This is a genomic window from Paenibacillus sp. CAU 1782, assembly GCF_054551715.1.
Genome location: NZ_JBTOLL010000001.1, coordinates 1,433,498 through 1,454,348 on the forward strand (window position 1 = coordinate 1,433,498; position 20,851 = coordinate 1,454,348).

Sequence of the window (20,851 nt, forward strand, 5' to 3'; positions counted from 1 at the left end):
AGTGAATCAGCAGGCTCCTTTTTATTTTGACCGTATGGCACTATACTTTAACCTTCCGATTCAGCAAATAAATAGTACCGGCAAGCAACAGCCCAATCAATGCGGCATCCACTGCTATTGATGCCCAGTTGATGGATTCCATGCCGCCAAACGACACCATTGCGGAACCACTGTCCTCCTCCATTTGGAAACCAACGAAGTCGGAGCCTCCACTTCCAAAATCAGACGGGAACAGAAAGGATTGCAGCATCGACAAGCCGTAAGCAAGACCGAAAAAGACTGCTATGCCTATCCAGGCGCCCCCTTTTCCTTTGATGGTCTCTCCAATCGTCATGCTGAAAAATACGAGGGTCGTCACGCAAACTGTCATCCAAATCAGACCAAACAAGATGCTGATCCATCCCGATGCCGTTATATTTTCTTTCGCCGCTTGGATCAATGTCGTTTCAAAGCCGCCCCAGGTCGATAATACGACATCGTAAAGCACATAGATCCCAACAAGGATAAGCACCATCGCAATTAAAGCGATTATTGGCGTTGTAACCGTATGGAGCGATGGCACGGGCAGCAATCTGCGGCTATAAGAGGTTATATTTTTGCGGTAGGTATTGCAAGTCAATACAAAACCGAGTACGCCGGCAATGATAAAGAGCATGATGGAGGTCAAATAGATTGCCAGGAAGCCCCAATCTCTCCATTGACCCACCACAAGGATTGCGGCCAACGCTACAATAAGAATGCCGGCTCCTGCACCAAGCAGCGTGGAATTACGCTTTAAATCGTATTTCAATAAATTAATCATTCCGCATAAACCTCCTTGAACCATTCATGTACGCTTTTCCCGTGCTTCTCCCGGATGTCATCCACGCCCTGGTGGGCAACTAACAAACCGTCCTTGATCAAAATCACCTCGTCGAAGATTCGCTCGATGTCCCGAACAAGATGAGTGGAAATAATGAGGCAGCTGTCTTCCGTATAATAGTTGACGATGGCGTCCAATATTTTCTCGCGCGCGACGGGGTCGACTCCGCCAATAGGTTCATCCAGCAAATAAAGGGAAGCGTTTCGCGAAAGCGTTAATGTCAATTGCAGACGTTCATTCATTCCCTTCGACAAGGAAGACACCTTCTGAGCGTTTTCAAGCTTCATGAATTGAAGCATTTCCTTGGCTTTCGACTCATCGAAGTCGGGGTAAAAATCCCGAAAGAAACAAATCGCGTCCCGCACCTTCATCCATGGTTCCGTCAAAGGCCGATCCGGCATAAAGGAAACCAGACGTTTGGAAACCGTGCCTACCCCCTCGCCGCAAATCTTCACAGCTCCCTGCTTGGGATGAAGCAGGCCTGCCGCAAGCTTCATGATCGTCGTTTTTCCGCTTCCGTTGCTGCCCAGCAGTCCAACGATTTTGCCAGTTTCGACTTTGAAAGACACCTCTTTCAAAGCCGCCTTGCTGCCATAGTTTTTGGATACATTCTGAAGTTCCAGCACACTCTGCATCTCAGTTCTCCTCTCCTTTTTGTACCGGATGTTTAATTGCTTCGGAGACCAGCTCCACGATATCCCCTTCGCCGAAGCCAAGCTCTTTCATGCCCGTCACAAAATGATCTAGCAGCTCTCCGGCCATTTCTTTTTTGATCGACATTATTTTCGACTCCTCACTGGTTACGTATCTGCCCATGCCGCGCCTGGTTTCCACGATTCCTTCGCGTTCAAGCTCCTGAAAGGTCCGTTGAATCGTATTGGGGTTGATCTGAAGCTCCGATGCCAAATCCCGCACGGACTCCACCTTGTCTCCCGGGCCCAGCTTGCCAACCACGATTTGTCTTTTAATATAGTTCATGATTTGCAGATAGATCGGCAAATTGTTGTCAAAATGAATAGGCACAATGAGTTTCGCCTCCTTCTGTATTGGTGTTATAGTTACATAGTACACTATGATTTTAATGTTGTAAAGGGTGGTCTTTTGGACTATTGTCATTGTCGAAATTTGGCTGGTATAATAATACAATTTAGTAATTAAAATTCCTGAAGGAGTGTACAAAATGACGACGAATCAACAACAAACGGCGCTGGAGGCCATGACAGACTGGCTGTCCCATGAGAAAGAGCTCGGGCGAAAACCTCACAAAATCGAGCATGCTGGCGAGTTTATGCTCCACGATATGAAATATTATCTATTTAAATATAAGAAAAAAATGCTTGGCGCTTGGCTCCTGGGCGTATGCGGAGGTTATGAATCTCCGGAAGACAGGGAGCATTGCGGGCATATCTTTAGTGAAATGTTGCCGTACAACCCCGCTACGGCAGTTGAGGACGCAACAAAAATGGTTGAGATGATCCGGGAATATTGGATGCAGCGAGCTGCGGAATACGAAAGTGCGGCCGGGAATGAAGCTGTTGGAGACGAAGACGGGGAAAATGAATCCGGCGGCATTTTTAACGGTTTTGTGCTGCTGAACACTCTGGAATTTGACCGGGAAGGATTAAAAGAAAGGCTTCAACAGGACTGGGGCTTTGCCGTTACGGAACAGGATGGCGACGAGGAACGTGACGAAAGCGACGGTCCTTCGCCTCTTGTATTTGAAGCAGAGGGCTGCATGCTGGCGATCAGCTATATTCCCGCTCCCGTACCTGATAACGAGGCGGTGCATAACGCCGGCAGCAACTATTTGTGGCCGGAAGCGGAGGAGGTTGCCAAAACTCATGTTGCCCACCTTATTGTTGCCGCCCTGCCGCGAGAAAGCTCTCCTACAGAGAGCGGCTCCGCTTATGTGAAGCTGGCTTCAAGCTGTCTGCGGCTCCAGAACGCAATCGGCCTTTATTCCTCCGGAACCGTGTTCCAGCCGGAATTTTATCAGGATGTTACAGAAGCGATGAAAGAGGAGGACTTATTCCCCCTGCTCAATCTGGTCTACTTCGGCCTTGTTCGTTCGGAGAACGGCGTCAGCGGCTATACGCTTGGTTTAAAATCGTTTGGCAAGGATGAAATCGAGGTATTGGACAGCCCTGCTTCGCCGTCCGAGCTGCGTGAGTTTCTGATCGATATCTCGGGTTATGTCGTAGAATACGATGTTAAGCTGCGCCATGGCGAAACGATTGGTTTCTCCGAAGAGCAAAAACTCGCGATCACCCGCTCGGAAGGCGTTAACATTGGCGGAGACACGTTAAAGATTCAGTTTGACTGATTACGCCGAAAAAGCCAGCCGTTTCCGCAGCATGCTGCAGTAACGACTGGCCCTTTTCCAAACATTCGTATTTTAATGTCTGTTTACCATGGATTTATTCGCTTACAGCGTCTTCGCCTTCAGCCGGCATGGTCGGGTCTGTCATCTCGTCCGTTACAGCCGGAGCTCCATCGCCTTCCACGTCTGCTCCTGCGCCAGCATCGTTGTTTCCGCCGGAATTCATGTCACCTTCAACGTTGCTGGACCCTTCCGTATTGGTAGCTCCGCCGGCATTGCCGTTTGTATTGTTGCAAGCTGCTGCGCCAAAAATCAGCGCGGCGCACAATGTAGCGGTAAGCAGAAGTTTTGTCATTCCTTGCGTCTTGAATTTCTTTTTCATTTTTGTTTCCTCCTGAAAGTTAAGGTTTTGTTTTTTGTTGTATGGCCGCCTATGACTACTTAACCCCGGTAAACAGTAATGAAACTCCGCAAACCATGAGAAAATCTTCAGAAAAAGTCTTCCATTCTGTTATACTTGACATAATTACGTAATTCGGAGCGGGAGAACATATCATGAAACCACAAAAAAAGATTTTGATTATTGAAGACGAACGGGATATGTCGCGAATTATATCCCTTTATCTGGATAAGCAAGGCTATGAAACAAAAGCGGCGAATACCGCCGTACAGGGACTGCTTGAGCTGGCTTCCTGGCAGCCCCACTATATCATTCTGGATATCGGCCTTCCCGATCTGGACGGTATTGAGGTTTGCCGCCGCATCCGTGAAACCAGTGATGTGCCAGTGCTGATTCTAAGCGCCCGCGGCAGCAGCACCGACAAGGTATTAGGTCTGGGGTTTGGCGCGGACGATTATATGACCAAGCCGTTTGAGCTGGCGGAATTGGCTGCGCGGATCGCGGCTTATTTCCGTCGGTACGATGGTCAGATCACATCCCGTAAAATGGACGCAGAAGCCATTAACGCCGGACCTTTAGTCATGAACCGCAAGCAGTATACTGCCATTATAAGCGGGAGCGAATTAGCGCTGTCCGCCAAGGAATTTGAGCTATTGTATCATTTGGCTTCCCACAGCAATCAGGTTTTTTCCAAAAGCCGTTTGCTGGATGCCGTATGGGGCCTGGAAAGCCTTGGCGATGAAAATACGGTTACGGTGTACATTCGCAGACTGCGGGAAAAGCTGGAGTCCGATCCTTCCAATCCGGTTTATCTCATTACGGTTTGGGGTGTCGGATACAAATTCAGCACGGGCGAAGGGTAGGAGGATTGTTTTATGCTGTTGAAACAAGGGATAAAGTCAATTTTGCTGCTGGCATCGCTTTGTCTTTTTTTGATCGCCGCGGGGAGCGTTGCGTTATATGCACATTTAAAAAATGCAGACGCCCTTGAAAAAAGTGCGGCAATTGTCAACAGCATTACGGTGCAAACCAGCGAAATGATGGTGTTGCTAGAGGATTTTGGCGATGAACCCGCCTCTTTTGCCCCGCAAGCTGACCGGCTTCGTTCCATGGCGGATGAAACGGGAGTGCAGCTAAAAGCGGCATCCCTGGACGGAATCGTTTATTTTGACTCTAATGATGCATCGCAGTGGGCGACAGGTAGTTCATCTCGCAGAGCAGAACCGTCCAGGCTTGACATGACCGCTGATTTACACTATCGGCTTCAGCATACAGAAGGCGGCATCTACACAATCGCTTTTCCCGTCGTAAGCGTCAATTCCGGTATGCAGACGGGCAACGCCTTGTTCTATGTGCCATCCGAAAAAGTGAAGGAATGGAATCATTCCAGCGCCAGCTCTATGCCGCTGTGGTTAATTGGCTGTGGAATGATCGGATTGATTGCTCTGTTATTTTTGTCGGCAAAAAAGATGAAAACTCATATTCTGAAGCCGGTTTTGACGTTGCGCGACCATTCCGAAACCATCCTTCGCGGCAATTACGACGGAAATGCAATCCATGACCGGGATGATGAAATTGGGGAGCTGTATAGCGTTTTTGATCAAATGAGGGCGGAAATCCGTTATTTGCATGAATCAAGGTTAAGGCAGGAGCAAGCGCAAAAGGAGCTGGTGACCAACATCTCCCATGACTTGAAAACTCCGTTAGCGGTTGCCAGAGCCTATACGGAGCTTATGCGCGTGGATGCAGCCTCGTTGTCAGCCCCCGTTGTGGAATACATCGAAGTTATGGATGTTCATACGCGCAAAATGTCCGCTTTGATCGAAGATCTGATGCTGCATGCCATGAGCGAGCTGGGTCAAATATCGGTTAAGCCTGAGGAAATATACAGCCGAGAGCTGCTTCAGGATATGGCGGAGTCGGCCGCCCGGTTTGTTATGGCGCATGGCATCCTTTTTCGCCCGCCGTCTTCGGTTCCCGATGTGTTGATACACGGCGATGCCGTGCGTTTGGAGCAGGTGATGGGCAATTTAATCGCCAATGCCATCAAGCATACCGAACGCGGCGGCACCATAGCGATCGATATCGAAGTGGATGAAGGCAAGCTGGTTACTACGGTATCGGATACGGGCCAAGGCATTTCACCGGAAGATATGCCCTTCCTTTTCCACAGATATTATCAGGGAAGCGCGGCCCGGGGCGAAGATTTGGCTTCCGGCGCAGGCAATGGATTAGGACTGTCCATTTGCAAGCATATCATCGAGGAGCATGGCGGTACGATCGGTTTCCGCAGCGAAAAAGGCAAAGGCACCGCCTTTACCTTCACCTTGCCGTTAAGTGGATAATCCGATTTTGATCAAGACATCATGCCACTCCTCCTCTTCATACCAGGGGGCAAGCTTCTTATATTTTTCGCCAAAAACGTATTGACTTAAAAAGCTGGCAAAAGACCCTAAGTAAACGCCTTGGTCGTCAAACGGTATTTCCGAAAACCAATACACCCCGCCATCGCTCAATTGAATGCCAACGGGCTCTGACATGATTTTTCCGATTAGAAACCAGTCCTCCTCCCATTTCGGCAAAAAGTTTAATAAACTCTGCAGTTCCTTTAATTCCTGAAACGGAAACAGGACAATGCCGCCAAGTGAAAGTCCGTTCGCGACTTTTATATATTCCATATAGGACCGAAGCGTCTCCCGAATACTTTGAAGATCCGGTAATGCTTCTTGGCTGGCGGGGGGCTTAATGACTAACAGAAAGTTGTCATTCTCATCTTGTTCGATCACTCGCCTTGCGGCCTGTATCGCTTCTATTGGAATCATCTCCATGCGTATCCCGCTCCTCTGTAAGGATTTATTCATAATTTGATAAGCTTTTATATACATCTGCTCTCTATACTCATTTATATCGACCATGAAGGAGGGTTTTTAGATGTCATTCGTTCAAAAATTAACGCTAACTCCAAAATCCGCCAACCCGCCATCGGCCATATTGACTGCCGACGGGCTTTGCAAAACTTATTCCTCCGGCAGCCAGCAGCATCATGCTGTAAGAAACGTAAATGTAAACATTATCGAAGGCGAATTTACGGTCATTATGGGCAATTCCGGTTCGGGAAAATCCAGTCTGCTTTATCTGCTAAGCGGTCTTGAAGGGGCAACAGCGGGGCATGTCCGATTCAAGGATAAGGATATCCACGCCTTGCCGCAGAGAGAGCTTGCGAAATTCCGCGCCAAGGAAATGGGCTATATCTATCAAAGCATCAACCTCATTCCCGATCTGACTCTGCTGGAAAATGTCGCTTTGCCAGGCTACGTTGCTGGACGTCCCAAAGCCGAGGTCAAGCGAGAAGCAGCAGCGCTGCTAGCGCAAATGGGGCTTTCCCAGGAAGCTGGGAGACTGCCGATGCAAACCTCGGGCGGTCAGCAGCAACGAGCGGCAATTGCAAGAGCTTTAATCAACAAGCCCCCGCTCCTGTTCGCGGACGAACCTACGGGAAGCCTGAACTATGATCAAGGCGTATCCGTTTTGAACTTGCTGACGGAGCTTAATCATAAGGGGCAATCCATTGTTATGGTCACGCATGATATTAAAGCCGCTTGTCGCGGTGACCGGATTATCGTCATCTCCGACGGCAAGGTGAGCGGCGATATCCAGCTTGGACGTTACGACGGAGGCGATTTGAAGGAACGGGAAAACCTCGTGTTTGCTTTTGCAACCAAGGAGGGGCGCCCGTGAATGCTCTTGCAACCTTGATTCTTGGCGAGCTCAGACGAAAAAAAGCGCAAAGCCTGTTGATGGTCCTGTTGTTATTGCTATCAACCTGGTTATCGGCAACCTCTATTATTTTGATGAATCAGTCACAAAGTCGGTTTCAATATCTGTTCGACATCTCCAACGCGCCGCATGAAATGGTCATTCTGGACTCAGGCCGTCATGATCCCGATGAAATCTATTCCTGGTGGCAAAGCCGCAGCGAGGCTGAACCCTCCTCCTTGCTGCCGTATCGGACACTCAACAATGTCAGCCTTGGAGACGAAACAATCTCCAACCTCTATGTCTATATGATCAATACGCCAGCCGGAGAGCAGAGGGTAGACAAGCTCCAATTTGTGCAAGGCGAACAGCGGGAGCTTCCCCAGCCCGGGACGGTTTGGCTTCCCTCTTCCCTGGCTTACGGAAGCGGCATTAAAATCGGCGATACGTTGTCTTTTGGCAGCGGCGATGACCGCTTCCAGTTGAAGATTTCCGCTATCGTCATCGATATTCCGTTTGGAGCCCCTTTTTCAACCACAGCCCGCATCTGGATGAATCCGCAGGATTATAAGGTGCACACTGTCGCTTTGGGCGGCGATGAACGGTATATGTTCGGCATTCGTTATCAGGATTACAGCCAAAACATTTCTTTATGGGATGAGCTGGCTTCAAACTTGGGAAAACCTTATTTGGAGTCCAAAATTAGTTATGATGAGATTATTTCCTTCTACCTCGTCATGAATAAGCTGATCGGTTTTATTATGATGGTGTTAGGCATTATCATGCTGATGATCGCTTTAGTCACAATCGGATTTACCATCTCGGACGCCATCCTGGCGCAATACCGGAAAATCGGCATTTTAAAAGCGCTAGGCATGACATCGTCCGGAACCACTCTAACCTATGTATTTCAATATACGTTTCTTGCCCTGCTGGGCGTGGTGCCGGGCGTGCTGCTCAGCGGCGCTACCTCTAAGATGATTGTGGACTTGACGCTTTCAAATCTGAAAACCGGAACCAACGGCTTTGGTCCGGGAGATATATTTGTGCTAGTTGCGGTCGGAAGCCTCATTTTGCTGCTCACAGCATGCTGCTCCTATGCATATGCTCGCAAAACGGCTGCTATTATGCCGGCTCAGGCAATCCGTTACGGGATGTCGGAAAAGGATAGCTCGCGCTCGGGCAAATCCGCGAATGCCTCCGGAGGCACATGGCCTCGGTTTGATCGGTACCCGTTTTTTGCGGCAATCGGCCTTCGTCATCTGAAGCAAAATCGCAGAGGCAGCGCCTTGATTGCGATAATCGCCATCACGTCGTCGGCCGCCATCACGCTTGGCTTCGTACTGGTGACGAGCTTGCTTGCAATCCATCAAACGGCTGGCAAGTGGGGATACGATAACGCGGATATTTCCGTGGCAATCGTAAACGATTCTTCCTTTTCCAGGGATAGCTTTAACACTCTGCTGCAGGCAGATGACCGTATTGCCTCCTTTGGGTGGGTGAGCGGCGCTACGGGCGTATTTTCTTCCGGCGAGCCGGGCAGCGTCAGTGTCAGTATTCTGGAAGGAAGCTACGACAGGCTTGGTTTTGAAACGCTGGAGGGCAGAAATCCAGGCAATCGCAATGAAATTGCGATTGGCATCAAAGTGGCTGAAAGCCGTGGGTTGCACATCGGGGACAGGATGGAATTATACATCGGCGGCAAAAAAGTATCGCTTCTAGTCAGCGGCATCTATCAAGCGATCTCCAACAGGTCCCAATCGGCGAGAATTACCTCCGATGTTTTGCCGCTGCATGAAACCAGCACAGGAATTACGGATGCAGCCGCCTTTATCCAGCTTAAAGACGGCGTGTCAGCCGATCATGTTGCTCAGGAGCTGCAGGGCCAGTACAGAACCGAATTAACCGTTGAAACCCAAAAATCGCTGCTGGATTCCGTCTTTAAAGAAGCGGTTGACAGTCTGCTTTTGCCCATGTTTTTTGTAGGTTTGCTATTCCTGGGCGTTTCCGCAATCATCGTTTACAGCATTTGCCGAATCGGCATTCGCACGATGTTGAAAACCTACGGCATCTATAAAACAATCGGCTTGACTTCCCGCAGTATCCGGCTCTCCATCTCTACCGGAATTGCACTTTTGTCTGCCGCAGGAGCCATCATCGGAGCGATTACCGGCATCTGGCTGCTTACCTCATTGCTGGAATTGGTGCTGCTGGATTACGGCCTTGCCGAGCTGCCGCTGGTGCTGCAATGGCCAGGCATCGTCGTAGCGGCCAGCCTCAGCATTTTGCCCGCTTTTGCAGGCTCCTGGCTATCCTCGCGCATCCTTGACTTTTTGTCGCCGCGAGAACTAGTTATCGAATAGCGCAAGCACGCAAGGGGTTGTCCTAAAAGTCTGATGCGGTGAATAATTATCCAGCAAAACCGTTCCCGTCCGGTCCTCTCTGCTGAATAGTTATTCGTTCCACTTGACTTTTCGGACAGCCCCTTGTCATATTATTGGAGATTAAACGCAATCTCCAGGTCGCGGATACAGGAATCATCGATATGAACGATATCGCCCAGCGAGCGGGCAGCAAGCACGGATTTTGCGCTGTACTCCGCAACCTCCAGGCGGTCAAACGCCTCCAGCAGGCTTTTGCCCGTCACGATGACGCAGTTGTTCTCAACAATCGCAATAGGCGTGCTGATGTTCATCAATCGGGCAGTTTGTTCCGGCTGATTAAAGACGGAATCAAACGGAATCTTCGGCGTGCCGCGCAGCAAAATATAACTTTCTGGAATTGTTCGTGAATCGAAAGCCAATTCCGTCACCGCAAACGCCATAATATGCGGCGGGTGTGCAATCAGCACCGCGTTGACATGGGGCTGGCTTTCATATATTGCTTTGTGCAGGAAAACGGATTTGCTTGGCACCTTGCCTTCTTCCGTTTTGCCGTCCTTGATCGTAATGAGATCCGCCGGCTCCAAATAATTGCGGTCCAGCCCATAAGGCGTGATGACAAAATCATTGCCCTCCGTCCTTTGCGAAAAGGTGCCTTGCGTGCTCGTGAACAGCTGCTGCTTGTAAGAGCGCGTAATCAGATTGCACATTTCCTTTCTCGCCGCATTTTCCACAGTCGTTCTGCCTTGTGGCACGTAGCTTTGTAATACGACTCCGCCTTTATTTCGCACGACCTCGTAATCCTCGTCGCCGAGCAGCTTTGGTTCTCCGATCCGGCGAGCTTCAATCTCCAGCCGCGCGCAGAAATCCAGCGTCTCAAACATTTGGAAAGCTTTGAACAGGTTATCCGCGCCAACGACAACGCCGTGGTTTTCCAGCATCACGGTATCGTAACCCTGCATAAAAACATCGGCAATTTTGCGCCCCAGCTCTTCACTGCCGGGAAGCGCATATTCCGCCATGCCGATTGGTCCGCAAATGCGTCGTTCATTGGGAAGTAGCCGGGTATCCGGAATCCTTCTGACAATGCTAAAGGATACGAGCGCGGGAGGATGGGCATGAATGATGGCTTTTAGATCGGGCCGCGACTTGTAGATCAGATTGTGGAACGGAAATTCGCTGGAGGGCCGATGCACGCCTTGCACGGTCCCGTCCGCTTTCACGCAAACCATATCACGCGACGTCAACGAGCCTTTATCAATACCGGCAGGTGTAATCCAGATATCACCGTTATCATCCTTGACCGACAAATTCCCTCCGGAGGTGGTGGTCATGCCATAGCTGTAGATCCGTTCCATAAACAACAGGAGCTGATCCCCCGGATGCATGTATTCTGGCTTCAAAATGATCGCCTCTCATTTCCGTTCATATTTGTTTTTGATTGTTTGTTTTTATTATAACGTATATTCACGTTGGAATGTGCGATTAAAATCACTTTTTAACGAATTCATCACAATGAGTTGAATGTTTATTCATTTTATACAGTTTGATTATTTGGATGATGAGGTGAAGCAATGAGGTGCAGCAAGACTGATTAGTCATTGGAATCTCCTCCAATTGGCTAGCGGAGCGACAGTTCCTGTAGAATATGAAGAAGAGCTGATCGAATCGCCAAATTCGATTATCTATACACAGGCGGAGAACCGGATGCACATTCAAAAGGCCATGCTGCTTTCATTGTTATAGCTCAACCTGTTTTCGCGGCATGGCAAAGAAGACCCTGCCGCTACATGTTGCACGGCAGCAGCAGGATCTTCACCTTTTTTTGACTCACTCTCTCAAACGCGAGAGGCGACGGACCTATAGCCTCAACTTCTTATGTTCAGGACATGCGAAAATTATCGTATCCCAGCTGCCGCAAATAACGCTTGCTGCTTTCGACGGCTTCCGTCTGGTTCATAATGGGATTGCCCTTCCGGTTAGGACTCCATTGATTGCCGTCCAGCTCTACCAAAATCGAATGCGCGTACGCGCGATTTTCCAGATAATCAAGCACTCCCTTGATATCAACGGTGCCCATGCCAAGTGGTACATAACTAAGAAAACCCGTTTTGTCGATCTCGCGTCCATCCCTGTCTCTTTCTACAGGACCGCCTATATAATCTTTAAGATGAACAACACGAATCAATTCATAATACTCTTGAACAAGGCGAAGCGGATCGCTTCCTCCCTTTGCAATCTGACCCAGATCGGGTCCAAACTGGACAACTCTACTGTCGATTTTGTTAAAAATTGCATGTATTTCATCTTCGGTTTCAACAGCCGTATCCGTATGGGGGTGAAAGCAGCAATACATTCCTTTATCCGCGATACGAGCGCCAATTTCATTCAGAGTATCGATCATATGCGGCAAGTGATCGCTGAATTGAAATCCTTTGCGCGACTGCATGGCCCCTCCCACAACAACTGTATTGCCTCCGATTTTTTGGTACAAGCTCACCCATTCCATCGCCTTATGTATACCTTCTTGCCGCTTATCGGGCTTAACGATATCGAGGTGCACATACATCGATGTAAGATTTAAACAATGGCTATCCAGTAATTGAGATAGATCCCTGCCGTTTCGTTCCCAATTTTCCAATTCCCATCCAAATGTTTCCGTACCCCAATAGCCGCTTGAACCAATCTCGATAATCGCTTGCTCAAGCTCGGATCCATCCCAAGTTATCGCCGTATGCCCGATTTTTAGATTCCGATTCATGTTTAGCCCTCCGTTACGGTCATTTTTATACGATATAAGTTAAACAAAAGAATTTCAGCGAAGAGGGCCGCCATGTGAAAAGTTCTTCCGATCGCAGTTGTTCCCAGATTTCTCTGAATGTTAGGGGTTAATCGTGAAATCCGGGAACACAAGCGAGCGCTTGAAACGTTCTGGAAGAACGTGACTTCGTAAGCCTATGCTTTTCTCCAGAACCATTCACACTCTGCCCTACCGCTTGTTTCTATGATTCAACTTATATCGTCTCGGAAGCTGGCTCCACGTTACGTTAATTACATACGTTATGGACATCCATGACCGTTACAGCCCTGTTTTGATGCAAAGTCCATTTTTTACGGTCATCCATGACCGTAAAAACGCATTTTCGTGCCCAAAACGCGGCTTTTGAGCGTCTAAAGGACACGGGTGACCGTTAGCCAAAGCCAATGCATCCATATGGGGTTGTAACGGTCATCGATGACCTTTACACTGGCAAAAGGCTGCTGTCGAGAGTGACATTAGGCGTGTATGAAAAGGTTGAGCCCTATTTTTAGTGGGAAAATGGAAAATACGCACAAAAAATCGCGCCTTCAAGTCATCCTTTCCCGTCCGGTCCTATCCGCTGAATCGTTATTCGTTCCGCTTGACTTTTTGGACAGTGCCATCCATTCAATCGTTATCCCCTTTATTTTCTCTCCAAAATATAAACGCCTTTGGCCGGAATGCGGCATTCTCCGCTGAATGCGGCCCCAGACAATACGTCCTTCAACGTTTCATCGCCAAGATTCACGATGCTTTCTTCGGCATTATGGTTCATGACAAAGAGATAGGTCACGCCGTCTTTGTAGCGCTCCTTCACCTCGACGCCAGCCGTCGGCGGCAGAAGCGCCCCAATGCCGGCCTCCTTGCATACATTGCCAAGGAATGCCTTCACGAAGGCTTCGTCCGGGCTGGTCGCTACATACCAGGCTTTGCCTTTGCCAAAGCGGTTAACGGTCAACGCCGGCATGCCCTTGTAGAAATCGCTGCCGTATTCCGCCACAACCTCAGCGCCTTCCGTATGGATCAGGTCGCATAGGATGCTGCCGGAATACGTTCCTTCCAGCTCTCCGCCAGGAGCTGTAACGACGATTTCATTGGTTTGTCCCGGAAGCAGCGCATCGATTTCCTCCGCCCAGATGCCCAGCACCTTGCGAAGCTTGCCCGGGTAACCGCCGGTCGTCACGATATCGGTTTCGTTGACGATGCCGCTGAAATAAGTCGTAATAAACGTGCCGCCCCGCTCCACAAACGCCTCCACTTTTTCCGCAAAGCCGGGTTTGATCATATACATGACTGGCGCAATAACGAGATCGTAGCGCTCCAAATCCTCTTCTACGCTAACCAGATCGCAAGAAATATTTTGCTCGTACAAGGCACGATAGTAACGATGCACCTCGTCCACATACTTCAGCGCTACGCTTGGTCCGCTTGACAGCTCAACCGCCCAGCGGTTTTCCCAGTCATACAAAATGGCGGCTTTGGCCGTGCTGCGGGCATCCAGAACCGTGTCGCCAAGCGCTTTAAGCTCATGTCCCAGCTCGGCGCATTCGCGGAATACGCGGGTATGCTCGTGGCCGACGTGCTCGATTACCGCGCCATGGTATTTTTCGCAAGCGCCGATAGAACGGCGAAGCTGGAAGAACATCACAGTATCCGCGCCGTGAGCCACTGCCTGCCAGCTCCAGAGGCGCATAACGCCGGGACGCTTGAGGGAATTGTACGGCTGCCAGTTTTGCTGGCTGGGTGTTTGCTCCATCAGCATAAACGGCTGACCGCTTTTTAACCCGCGCATCAAGGAATGCGTCATGGATGTAAAGCTGGCCGGCGTATCGATGGACGGATAGTTGTCCCAGGACACAATATCCATTTCTTTAGCCCATTTAAAATAGTCCAGCTCCGGATACGTGCCCATCAAATTGGTTGTAATCGGCGTATCCTTGGAATATTGGCGAATCGCGTCGTACTCCAGCTTGTAGCAGTCCAGCAGGCTGTCGGACTGAAAACGGCGGTAATCCAGCGAAATGCTCTGGAAGTTGGTACGGTTGCCGTTCCACTCTTCGCTGATGGCGTTTGGCGGCACAATTTCATCCCAATCATAGAAGGTATGTCCCCAGAAGCTGGTGTACCAGGCTTTATTCAGAGCCTCCAGCGTGCCATAGCGGTTTTGCAGCCAAACACGGAATGCATCGGCGCAATTGTCGCAATAACAATAACCGCCGTATTCATTGGAAATATGCCAAATGACAAGGCCAGGCAGAGCATGATAGCGCTCGGCCAGCTTTCCTGCGATCGCCGCGGAATATTTGCGGTAAGCAGGGCTGCTTGGACAAGAATTATGGCGTCCGCCAAACTTGCGTTTGCGTCCCTCGTAATCCACCCGGGTTACGTCGGGATAACGCTTTGCCATCCACGCAGGGTGCGCCCCGGTAGCCGTTGCCAGGCAAATTGCAACGCCGTCCTTTTGCAGACGGTCGATGATGCTGTCCAGCTCCGTGAAATCGTACGTATCTTCGTTTGGCTGTATTTTGGCCCAGGAAAAAACATTTACGGTTGCGACATCAATATCCGCCAGGCGGAACATGCGCAAGTCTTCCTCCATGACAGAGGCATCCCATTGCTCGGGGTTATAGTCCCCTCCATACCAAAGCTTCGGCAATTTGCTGCTGATCATTCCCTGTAAACTCTCCCTTCGATTCAACTTCTACTGTTTTATATTTCGACTTCATATATTGAGAACCCTTTATTTTGTTCCGTTTATTATTTCAAACAAAGACAAACGGACATCTCCGGACAGCCTAATATAGAAATCATTGCCCACATCTGCCGGATGTTGCAGTGGGATCTCGATATCGGTCCAGCCTGGATCGTTTCCGTTCAACGCAATACTTCCATACTCCGCGGAGTTCGGCGATCCTCCCAATGTAATACTGCCTTTCCCCGCTGCATGGATACGACCTTTCCAGAATGAATCCACGCTCAAAAGAGACCGCTTTATGTCGCGGTAAGCGATCCATCCCTCACCGCCTCCGGTGACGGCAACGCAGAAACCGCCTTCCTTGTTTTCGTCCAAATAAACGCCTTCATAATCGTCATAGGCATCTCCGCTTGTAGGAAGGCTCAAATCGCGGGAAGGAATGACCTCCCCCTCGATATCAAGGGAAGCGGCAGAACGGACATCTTCACTGGAGGCAGCGGCCATAAACGTATAACGGGCTTTCTCCAAACAAAATTTGCTCCGGGTCACATCCCATATCGCCAAATCATCTACCGGCGCCGTCAATTCCACTTCTACACTTTGCCCTGGCTGGATGAGCACGCGCTTGAAGGCTGTCAGCTTCTTGAGCGGCCGCTGGACGCGGGAGCCTTCTACTGTCACATAGAGCTGCACAACCTCTTCCGCCGGGATATCCGACAGATTGGTTACCGTCAGCCTGGCTGTTACGCCTCCTTTTGGCAAAGCTGCATTGTCCTCATCCGTAACCGCAGCGTCGGCGTTCAAAGCAATGCCGTTGGTCAACGCCAATTCGCCATAACGGAATTCTCCATAGGAAAGACCATGCCCAAAGTGATACAGCGCCTTGCCTTCATGGTACAGATAAGTCAACTTGCTTTTCATAATGTCATAATCAAGCAGGTCGCCGAGCTGCTCCTCTGAAGCATACCAGGTCATGTTCAGACGTCCTGCAGGCGAGTAATCGCCAAACAATACGGAAGCAAGGGCACTCCCCAGCTCTTGTCCGCCATGGCTGGAGTACAGAATAGCAGGAATACGTTCCGCCAGTTCTCCCAGCACAAAAGGATAACTGCCGATAATGACAACCACGGTACGCGGATTGACATCCAGCACGGCATTAATCAACGCTTGCTGGGAAACCGGAAGCTCCAGACCGGGACGGTCGATTTCTTCCTTTCCGTTAATCAATGGATTGTTGCCAACCACAACAACGGCCGTTTCGGCGGTGCGGGCAGCCTCAACCGCTTCCGCCAAACCGTCGTGTACAACGGTTTTTTGTATTGCGGCTGCATGTACTCCGTGCTCCACCGCATTGGCTTGATCGGTTTCTTTTTCTTTCTTGGCAACAGCCACCGCTCCGCCGTTTGCCGGAGCAATTACAGCATCGCCGTTCCATGCTGCAAATTCCCTTTTGGCTTCATCGTAGTGCAAGACCTCCTTGACGAACCAGCCATAGGCTTCATCGGAAACCGCGGCCAAGAAAGCATCGTCCGCGCTGGATAGAAGCTTGCCCGTGGAAAGACTCCGCAGCGTCAGGCTGCCCCAGCCCCAATTCGTTACGCGGAAGTGTTCCGGCTCCGCTCCGTCTTCGCCGACAATGAGCCTTTTGCTATCTCCCGTCTCCAGTAAAAGCGGCTTGCCGTCAACCGTATGAAAAGCAACGATATCGTCGCCGATCGCATGAATGAATCCGCCTCCGGCCAATCGGGATTTAATACCGTCAAGCGGCGTAACGGCATAAGGAAGGCTGCCGGAATACCAATCGCGGTAGACGACATCGGCAAGCGGCCCAATGACGGCAACTCCTTTATTTGCCGGTGACGCAGTATCCTGCGATTCGCCCGTGGCCGAAGGCTCCCCTGCCGCAAGCGGCAGCAAACCGTCTTCGTTCTTGAGCAAAACAAAGCTTTCAAGAGCAGCTTGCTTCGACAAGGCCGCATGCTCCGGAGCGCCAACCTTTGCATCCGGAATGTCGCTGTAGGGATTCATCTCCGCGGGATCAAATTCGCCCAGCATAAAACGGACGCGGAACGTATTGCGAAGCGCTGTGTCCAGGTCGCTTTCCTGCAGCAGCCCCTCCTCCAAAGCCTCCTCGATAGCCCGGCAAGTTGTTTCTTTTTCGTCCGTGATGCTGTCGATGCCAGCCTTGATGGCATGGGCAACGGCTTCCTTGTATGTATCGTAGTAGTGATGATCGTTTACGATTCCCAGCAAATCTCCGGCATCGCTCACGATAAAACCGTCCATGCCCCACTCTTCCTTGACTACCGCTTTAACGTCGTCGAGCAGAATGGTTGGCACGCCGTTGACGGCATTGTAGGACGTCATCATGGATTTTGCGCCGCCTTGTACAAACGCCGGTTTAAACGCCGCCTGATAATATTCCTTCATATTGCGGGGATCAATGCTGGCTGAGCAGCTTCCCCGATTGATTTCGTTATTGTTGCCGATAAAATGCTTCAGTGTTGCGATTGCCTTGAAATAACGGGGATGATCGCCCTGTATGCCCTGGACCAGCGCCGCCGTTAATTCTCCGGTCAGCCTTGGATCTTCGCCATAGGCTTCCTCCGTCCGGCCCCAGCGGGGATCACGCTCCATATCAACTGTTGGAGCCCACAACGTCAATCCGTTCACCGCGGAATTTCGCTGGTAGAATACGCGGGCTTCGTCGCCGATGGCGGAACCAACTTCCTTCATCAGCTCGGGGTTCCAGGTACAGCCAAGTCCGATCGGCTGTGGATATACCGTCGCCTCTCCCAGCCAGGCCATGCCGTGAGCTGCCTCCGTTCCGTGTTTGTATGCTTTGATGCCCAGCCGTTCAATGGCGGGCTGGTACTGAACCATCGATTGAATTTTCTCCTCCAGCGTCAAGCGGGACACCAGATCCGCAGCCCGCTCGTCGGGGGCCAGCTCCGTATTTTGAAATGTAAATGCCGTTGTTTCGCTCATTTTCAAGCTCCTCCCTGCAAGTTGCCGCAACCCCAAAAATAAGATTCGGCTCTATCCTCTGTTTGTCTTTGTCTTTGTCTTTGTCTTTCCTGGAAAAACAGCCGCAACAACCGCGGGACGCATCCGTCCTGCAGCCGCTGCGGCTCCTTAATTCCTTATAAGCACATGTTCAAGTCCGGTTTTGCAACCTCTTGCCTCTTATAGCCCGATCGAAAACGTCAAGCTTGCTGCGCCGCCCGGCACCGAAACCGAATTGCCTTCTGCGGAAGCTTGCGTTCCCGAAACCGTCAGGTTGCCTTCATGACCCTTCACAACCAGGGAGAACGGTTTGCCCGCTCCTTCAGCCGAAACGGAGATTTCGTTGCCGGAACGTTTGGCAGTTACCGTCAACTCGGCAACCCCCTCCGTATTGTAAACCACCGTGGACGCTTCTGCTCCATCCTCCAACGCGTACAGCTCAAGACGCACGCCGTCAGCAAAGTCGTAATCCGGCTTGCCGTCCTCCGCGCCAATCGCAAGCAGCGTATTTTGACGGACAAACAGCGGCAGGCTGAAGAAATCATGGGTTTCCTTGCGCCATGAACCGCCTTCCACGGTTTCGCCGCCCAGCAGGCTGGTCCATTTGCCTTTTGGCAAGTAGTAGGACACTTGGCCGTCCTCCGACAGCACCGGCGCTACAAGCAAGCTATCGCCCAGCATGTATTGGCGGTCGACCGTTTCGCAGGTCGGGTCATCCTGGAATTCCAGCACCATCGCGCGCATGGCCGGCACGCCTTGTTGATTGGCCTGGATAGCGGTGCGGAACAGGTACGGCATGAGCGAACCTTTCAACTTTGTGAAGAAGCGCGTAACGTCAACCGCTTCATTGTCATATTCCCAAGGCACCCGGTACGAACGGCTGCCGTGCAGGCGGCTATGGCTGGACAGAAGGCCAAATGCAAGCCAGCGTTTGAATACATGGGCAGGCGATCTATTTTCGAAACCGCCAATGTCATGGCTCCAGAAGCCAAAACCGGACAAGCCCAGCGACAAGCCGCCTCTTAAGCTTTCCGCCATGGATTCATAGTCGGAATCGCAGTCTCCGCCCCAGTGAACCGGGAACTTCTGGCCGCCGGCCGTAGCGGAACGGGCAAATACCGCCGCTTGGTCGCGTCCCAGTTTTTCCTCCAGTACTCCAAATACCACTTTATTGTAGAGATACGTATAATAGTTGTGCATTTTTTGCGGATTGGAGCCGTCATGGTATACAACATCAACCGGGATGCGCTCGCCAAAGTCCGTTTTGAAGCTGTCGACGCCCATATCCACCAGCTCGCGCAGGTACGAAGCATACCATTCGCAAGCTTCCGGATTGGTAAAATCAACAAGCGCCATGCCAGGTTGCCACATATCCCATTGCCAAACGTCGCCGTTTGCTTTTTTCACGAGATAGCCGTTGTTTTTGCCTTCTTCAAACAGTCTGGAACGTTGCGCGATATAAGGATTGATCCAGACGCAAATGTTCAAGCCGCGCTCTTTCAGCCTTTTCAGCATGCCGGCGGGATCCGGGAAGATACGCTCGTCCCATTTGAAGTCCGTCCAGTGGAATTCGCGCATCCAGAAACAGTCGAAATGGAATACGCGCAGCGGCAAATCTCTTTCCGCCATGCCTTCAACAAAGCTGTTTACGGTTGCTTCATCATAATTGGTCGTAAACGATGTGGACAGCCACAGTCCAAACGTCCATGCCGGAGGCAGCGCGGGCTTGCCGGTCAAATCCGTATATTTGTTCAGCACGCCTTTCATGTCCGGACCGTCGATAATGAAGTATTCCAGCGATTCGCCTTCTACGCTGAACTGCACTTTTTTCACTTTTTCAGAAGCGATCTCCAGCGATACCAGCTCCGGCTGGTTGATAAATACGCCATAGCCTTTATTGGTCAGATAAAACGGGATGTTTTTGTAGGATTGCTCCGAGCTTGTACCGCCGTCCTTGTTCCACAGATCAACCGATTGGCCATTGCGGACAAAAGAGGTAAAACGTTCGCCGAGGCCGTACACCCACTCGCCTACGCCAAGATCCAGCTCTTCGCGCACGTAGGTTTTGCCGTCTTTGGCGGATGTAATATACGCCATCGACTTTTGCTTGCTGCCCGTCAGACGTTCGCCGCCCCGCAGAAAATCAACGCGCCATGTCGGCCCTTTGTGGATGACAACCTCCAGATTGCCGCTTTTCAGGCTGGCTGCTTCGTCGGTTTCTTCGATAACGGCATGACTTCCGTCGGCCGCAGACAACTCAAATGCGGGACCGTGATCCACCACTCCGGCATGATGAACCAGCTTAACCCCGATGACGCCGGGAAGCGGCGAGTGGAAGTGAACCGTAAGCAGCATCGTATCCAGCATATTCGCCCGCGACAAAATCGGACGCGGAGCGGCATATGCCGTCAGTTGTCCATCCCTTTGCTCAAAATCATGCGCCTGCACGGCGCTAAGCACGTTATAGCCTTCGCGAATCATCCAGTTACCGTCAGTAAATTTCAACGTGCACACCAGCCCTTCTATGGAATTAAAATCGTCATATTATTACTTGCTTACTTGCAGTATACTGATAAGTAACCGCTTTAACTAACAGGATATTGCCTATTTGTAGCACTATTTTGATTATAT

General features: G+C 50.6%; 16 protein-coding genes. 6 read left to right on the forward strand and 10 right to left on the reverse strand.

Annotated elements, in window-relative coordinates; genetic code table 11:
- Positions 1 to 40 precede the first annotated feature (40 nt).
- From ACX93W_RS07065 to ACX93W_RS07075, 3 genes are read right to left on the reverse strand one after another with little or no spacing between them, the layout of a single operon-like run.
- Positions 41 to 802, reverse strand: a complete 762-nt coding sequence (locus ACX93W_RS07065) for a hypothetical protein (RefSeq protein ID WP_459391583.1) — start codon at positions 800 to 802, stop codon at positions 41 to 43.
- The gene (locus ACX93W_RS07070; protein ID WP_459391584.1) at positions 799 to 1,497 is read right to left on the reverse strand and encodes an ABC transporter ATP-binding protein; all 699 of its coding nucleotides are present in this window, start codon (positions 1,495 to 1,497) and stop codon (positions 799 to 801) included. The genes ACX93W_RS07065 and ACX93W_RS07070 overlap by 4 nt, the downstream gene beginning before the upstream one ends.
- A gap of 1 nt (position 1,498) precedes the next feature.
- Positions 1,499 to 1,885 (reverse strand): GntR family transcriptional regulator, encoded by a 387-nt coding sequence (locus ACX93W_RS07075; RefSeq protein WP_459391585.1) that lies wholly within the window; start codon positions 1,883 to 1,885, stop codon positions 1,499 to 1,501.
- A gap of 157 nt (positions 1,886 to 2,042) precedes the next feature.
- Here ACX93W_RS07075 and ACX93W_RS07080 point away from each other — a divergent pair, with 157 nt between their 5' ends.
- A complete protein-coding gene (locus ACX93W_RS07080) occupies positions 2,043 to 3,185 on the forward strand; it encodes a DUF4261 domain-containing protein (RefSeq protein WP_459391586.1) in 1,143 nt (380 codons plus the stop codon).
- 94 nt (positions 3,186 to 3,279) lie between these two features.
- Here ACX93W_RS07080 and ACX93W_RS07085 read toward each other — a convergent pair whose 3' ends face one another.
- A complete protein-coding gene (locus tag ACX93W_RS07085) occupies positions 3,280 to 3,564 on the reverse strand; it encodes a hypothetical protein (protein ID WP_459391587.1) in 285 nt (94 codons plus the stop codon).
- A gap of 173 nt (positions 3,565 to 3,737) precedes the next feature.
- Between ACX93W_RS07085 and ACX93W_RS07090 the strand changes: the two genes are divergently transcribed.
- Positions 3,738 to 4,445, forward strand: a complete 708-nt coding sequence (locus tag ACX93W_RS07090; protein ID WP_459391588.1) for a response regulator transcription factor — start codon at positions 3,738 to 3,740, stop codon at positions 4,443 to 4,445.
- A 12-nt stretch (positions 4,446 to 4,457) separates the two neighbouring features.
- Positions 4,458 to 5,927 carry a HAMP domain-containing sensor histidine kinase gene (locus ACX93W_RS07095; protein WP_459391589.1) on the forward strand — a complete coding sequence of 490 codons (1,470 nt, stop codon included), beginning with the start codon at positions 4,458 to 4,460 and terminating at the stop codon, positions 5,925 to 5,927.
- Here the strand turns inward: ACX93W_RS07095 and ACX93W_RS07100 are convergent.
- The gene (locus ACX93W_RS07100) at positions 5,916 to 6,410 is read right to left on the reverse strand and encodes a hypothetical protein (RefSeq protein WP_459391590.1); all 495 of its coding nucleotides are present in this window, start codon (positions 6,408 to 6,410) and stop codon (positions 5,916 to 5,918) included. The genes ACX93W_RS07095 and ACX93W_RS07100 overlap by 12 nt on opposite strands.
- A gap of 103 nt (positions 6,411 to 6,513) precedes the next feature.
- Here ACX93W_RS07100 and ACX93W_RS07105 point away from each other — a divergent pair, with 103 nt between their 5' ends.
- Positions 6,514 to 7,320, forward strand: a complete 807-nt coding sequence (locus tag ACX93W_RS07105) for an ABC transporter ATP-binding protein (protein ID WP_459391591.1) — start codon at positions 6,514 to 6,516, stop codon at positions 7,318 to 7,320.
- Positions 7,317 to 9,701: an ABC transporter permease gene (locus ACX93W_RS07110; protein ID WP_459391592.1), complete on the forward strand. Its 2,385-nt coding sequence runs from the start codon at positions 7,317 to 7,319 to the stop codon at positions 9,699 to 9,701. The genes ACX93W_RS07105 and ACX93W_RS07110 overlap by 4 nt, the downstream gene beginning before the upstream one ends.
- A gap of 131 nt (positions 9,702 to 9,832) precedes the next feature.
- Here ACX93W_RS07110 and ACX93W_RS07115 read toward each other — a convergent pair whose 3' ends face one another.
- The gene (locus ACX93W_RS07115; RefSeq protein ID WP_459391593.1) at positions 9,833 to 11,122 is read right to left on the reverse strand and encodes a class II aldolase/adducin family protein; all 1,290 of its coding nucleotides are present in this window, start codon (positions 11,120 to 11,122) and stop codon (positions 9,833 to 9,835) included.
- Positions 11,123 to 11,336: 214 nt separating this feature from the next.
- Between ACX93W_RS07115 and ACX93W_RS07120 the strand changes: the two genes are divergently transcribed.
- A complete protein-coding gene (locus tag ACX93W_RS07120; RefSeq protein ID WP_459391594.1) occupies positions 11,337 to 11,465 on the forward strand; it encodes a hypothetical protein in 129 nt (42 codons plus the stop codon).
- A 136-nt stretch (positions 11,466 to 11,601) separates the two neighbouring features.
- On the opposite strand, the gene ACX93W_RS07125 is transcribed toward ACX93W_RS07120, so the two are convergent.
- The 4 genes from ACX93W_RS07125 to yicI form a co-directional block, all read right to left on the reverse strand.
- Positions 11,602 to 12,480 (reverse strand): sugar phosphate isomerase/epimerase family protein, encoded by an 879-nt coding sequence (locus ACX93W_RS07125; protein WP_459391595.1) that lies wholly within the window; start codon positions 12,478 to 12,480, stop codon positions 11,602 to 11,604.
- 682 nt (positions 12,481 to 13,162) lie between these two features.
- Positions 13,163 to 15,190: a beta-galactosidase gene (locus ACX93W_RS07130; RefSeq protein WP_459391596.1), complete on the reverse strand. Its 2,028-nt coding sequence runs from the start codon at positions 15,188 to 15,190 to the stop codon at positions 13,163 to 13,165.
- Positions 15,191 to 15,259: 69 nt separating this feature from the next.
- On the reverse strand, positions 15,260 to 18,202 hold the full coding sequence (locus ACX93W_RS07135; protein WP_459391597.1) for a glycoside hydrolase family 3 C-terminal domain-containing protein: 2,943 nt from the start codon (positions 18,200 to 18,202) through the stop codon (positions 15,260 to 15,262).
- Between the two features lie 198 nt (positions 18,203 to 18,400).
- Positions 18,401 to 20,725 (reverse strand): alpha-xylosidase, encoded by a 2,325-nt coding sequence (gene yicI / locus ACX93W_RS07140; protein WP_459391598.1) that lies wholly within the window; start codon positions 20,723 to 20,725, stop codon positions 18,401 to 18,403.
- Positions 20,726 to 20,851 lie beyond the last annotated feature (126 nt).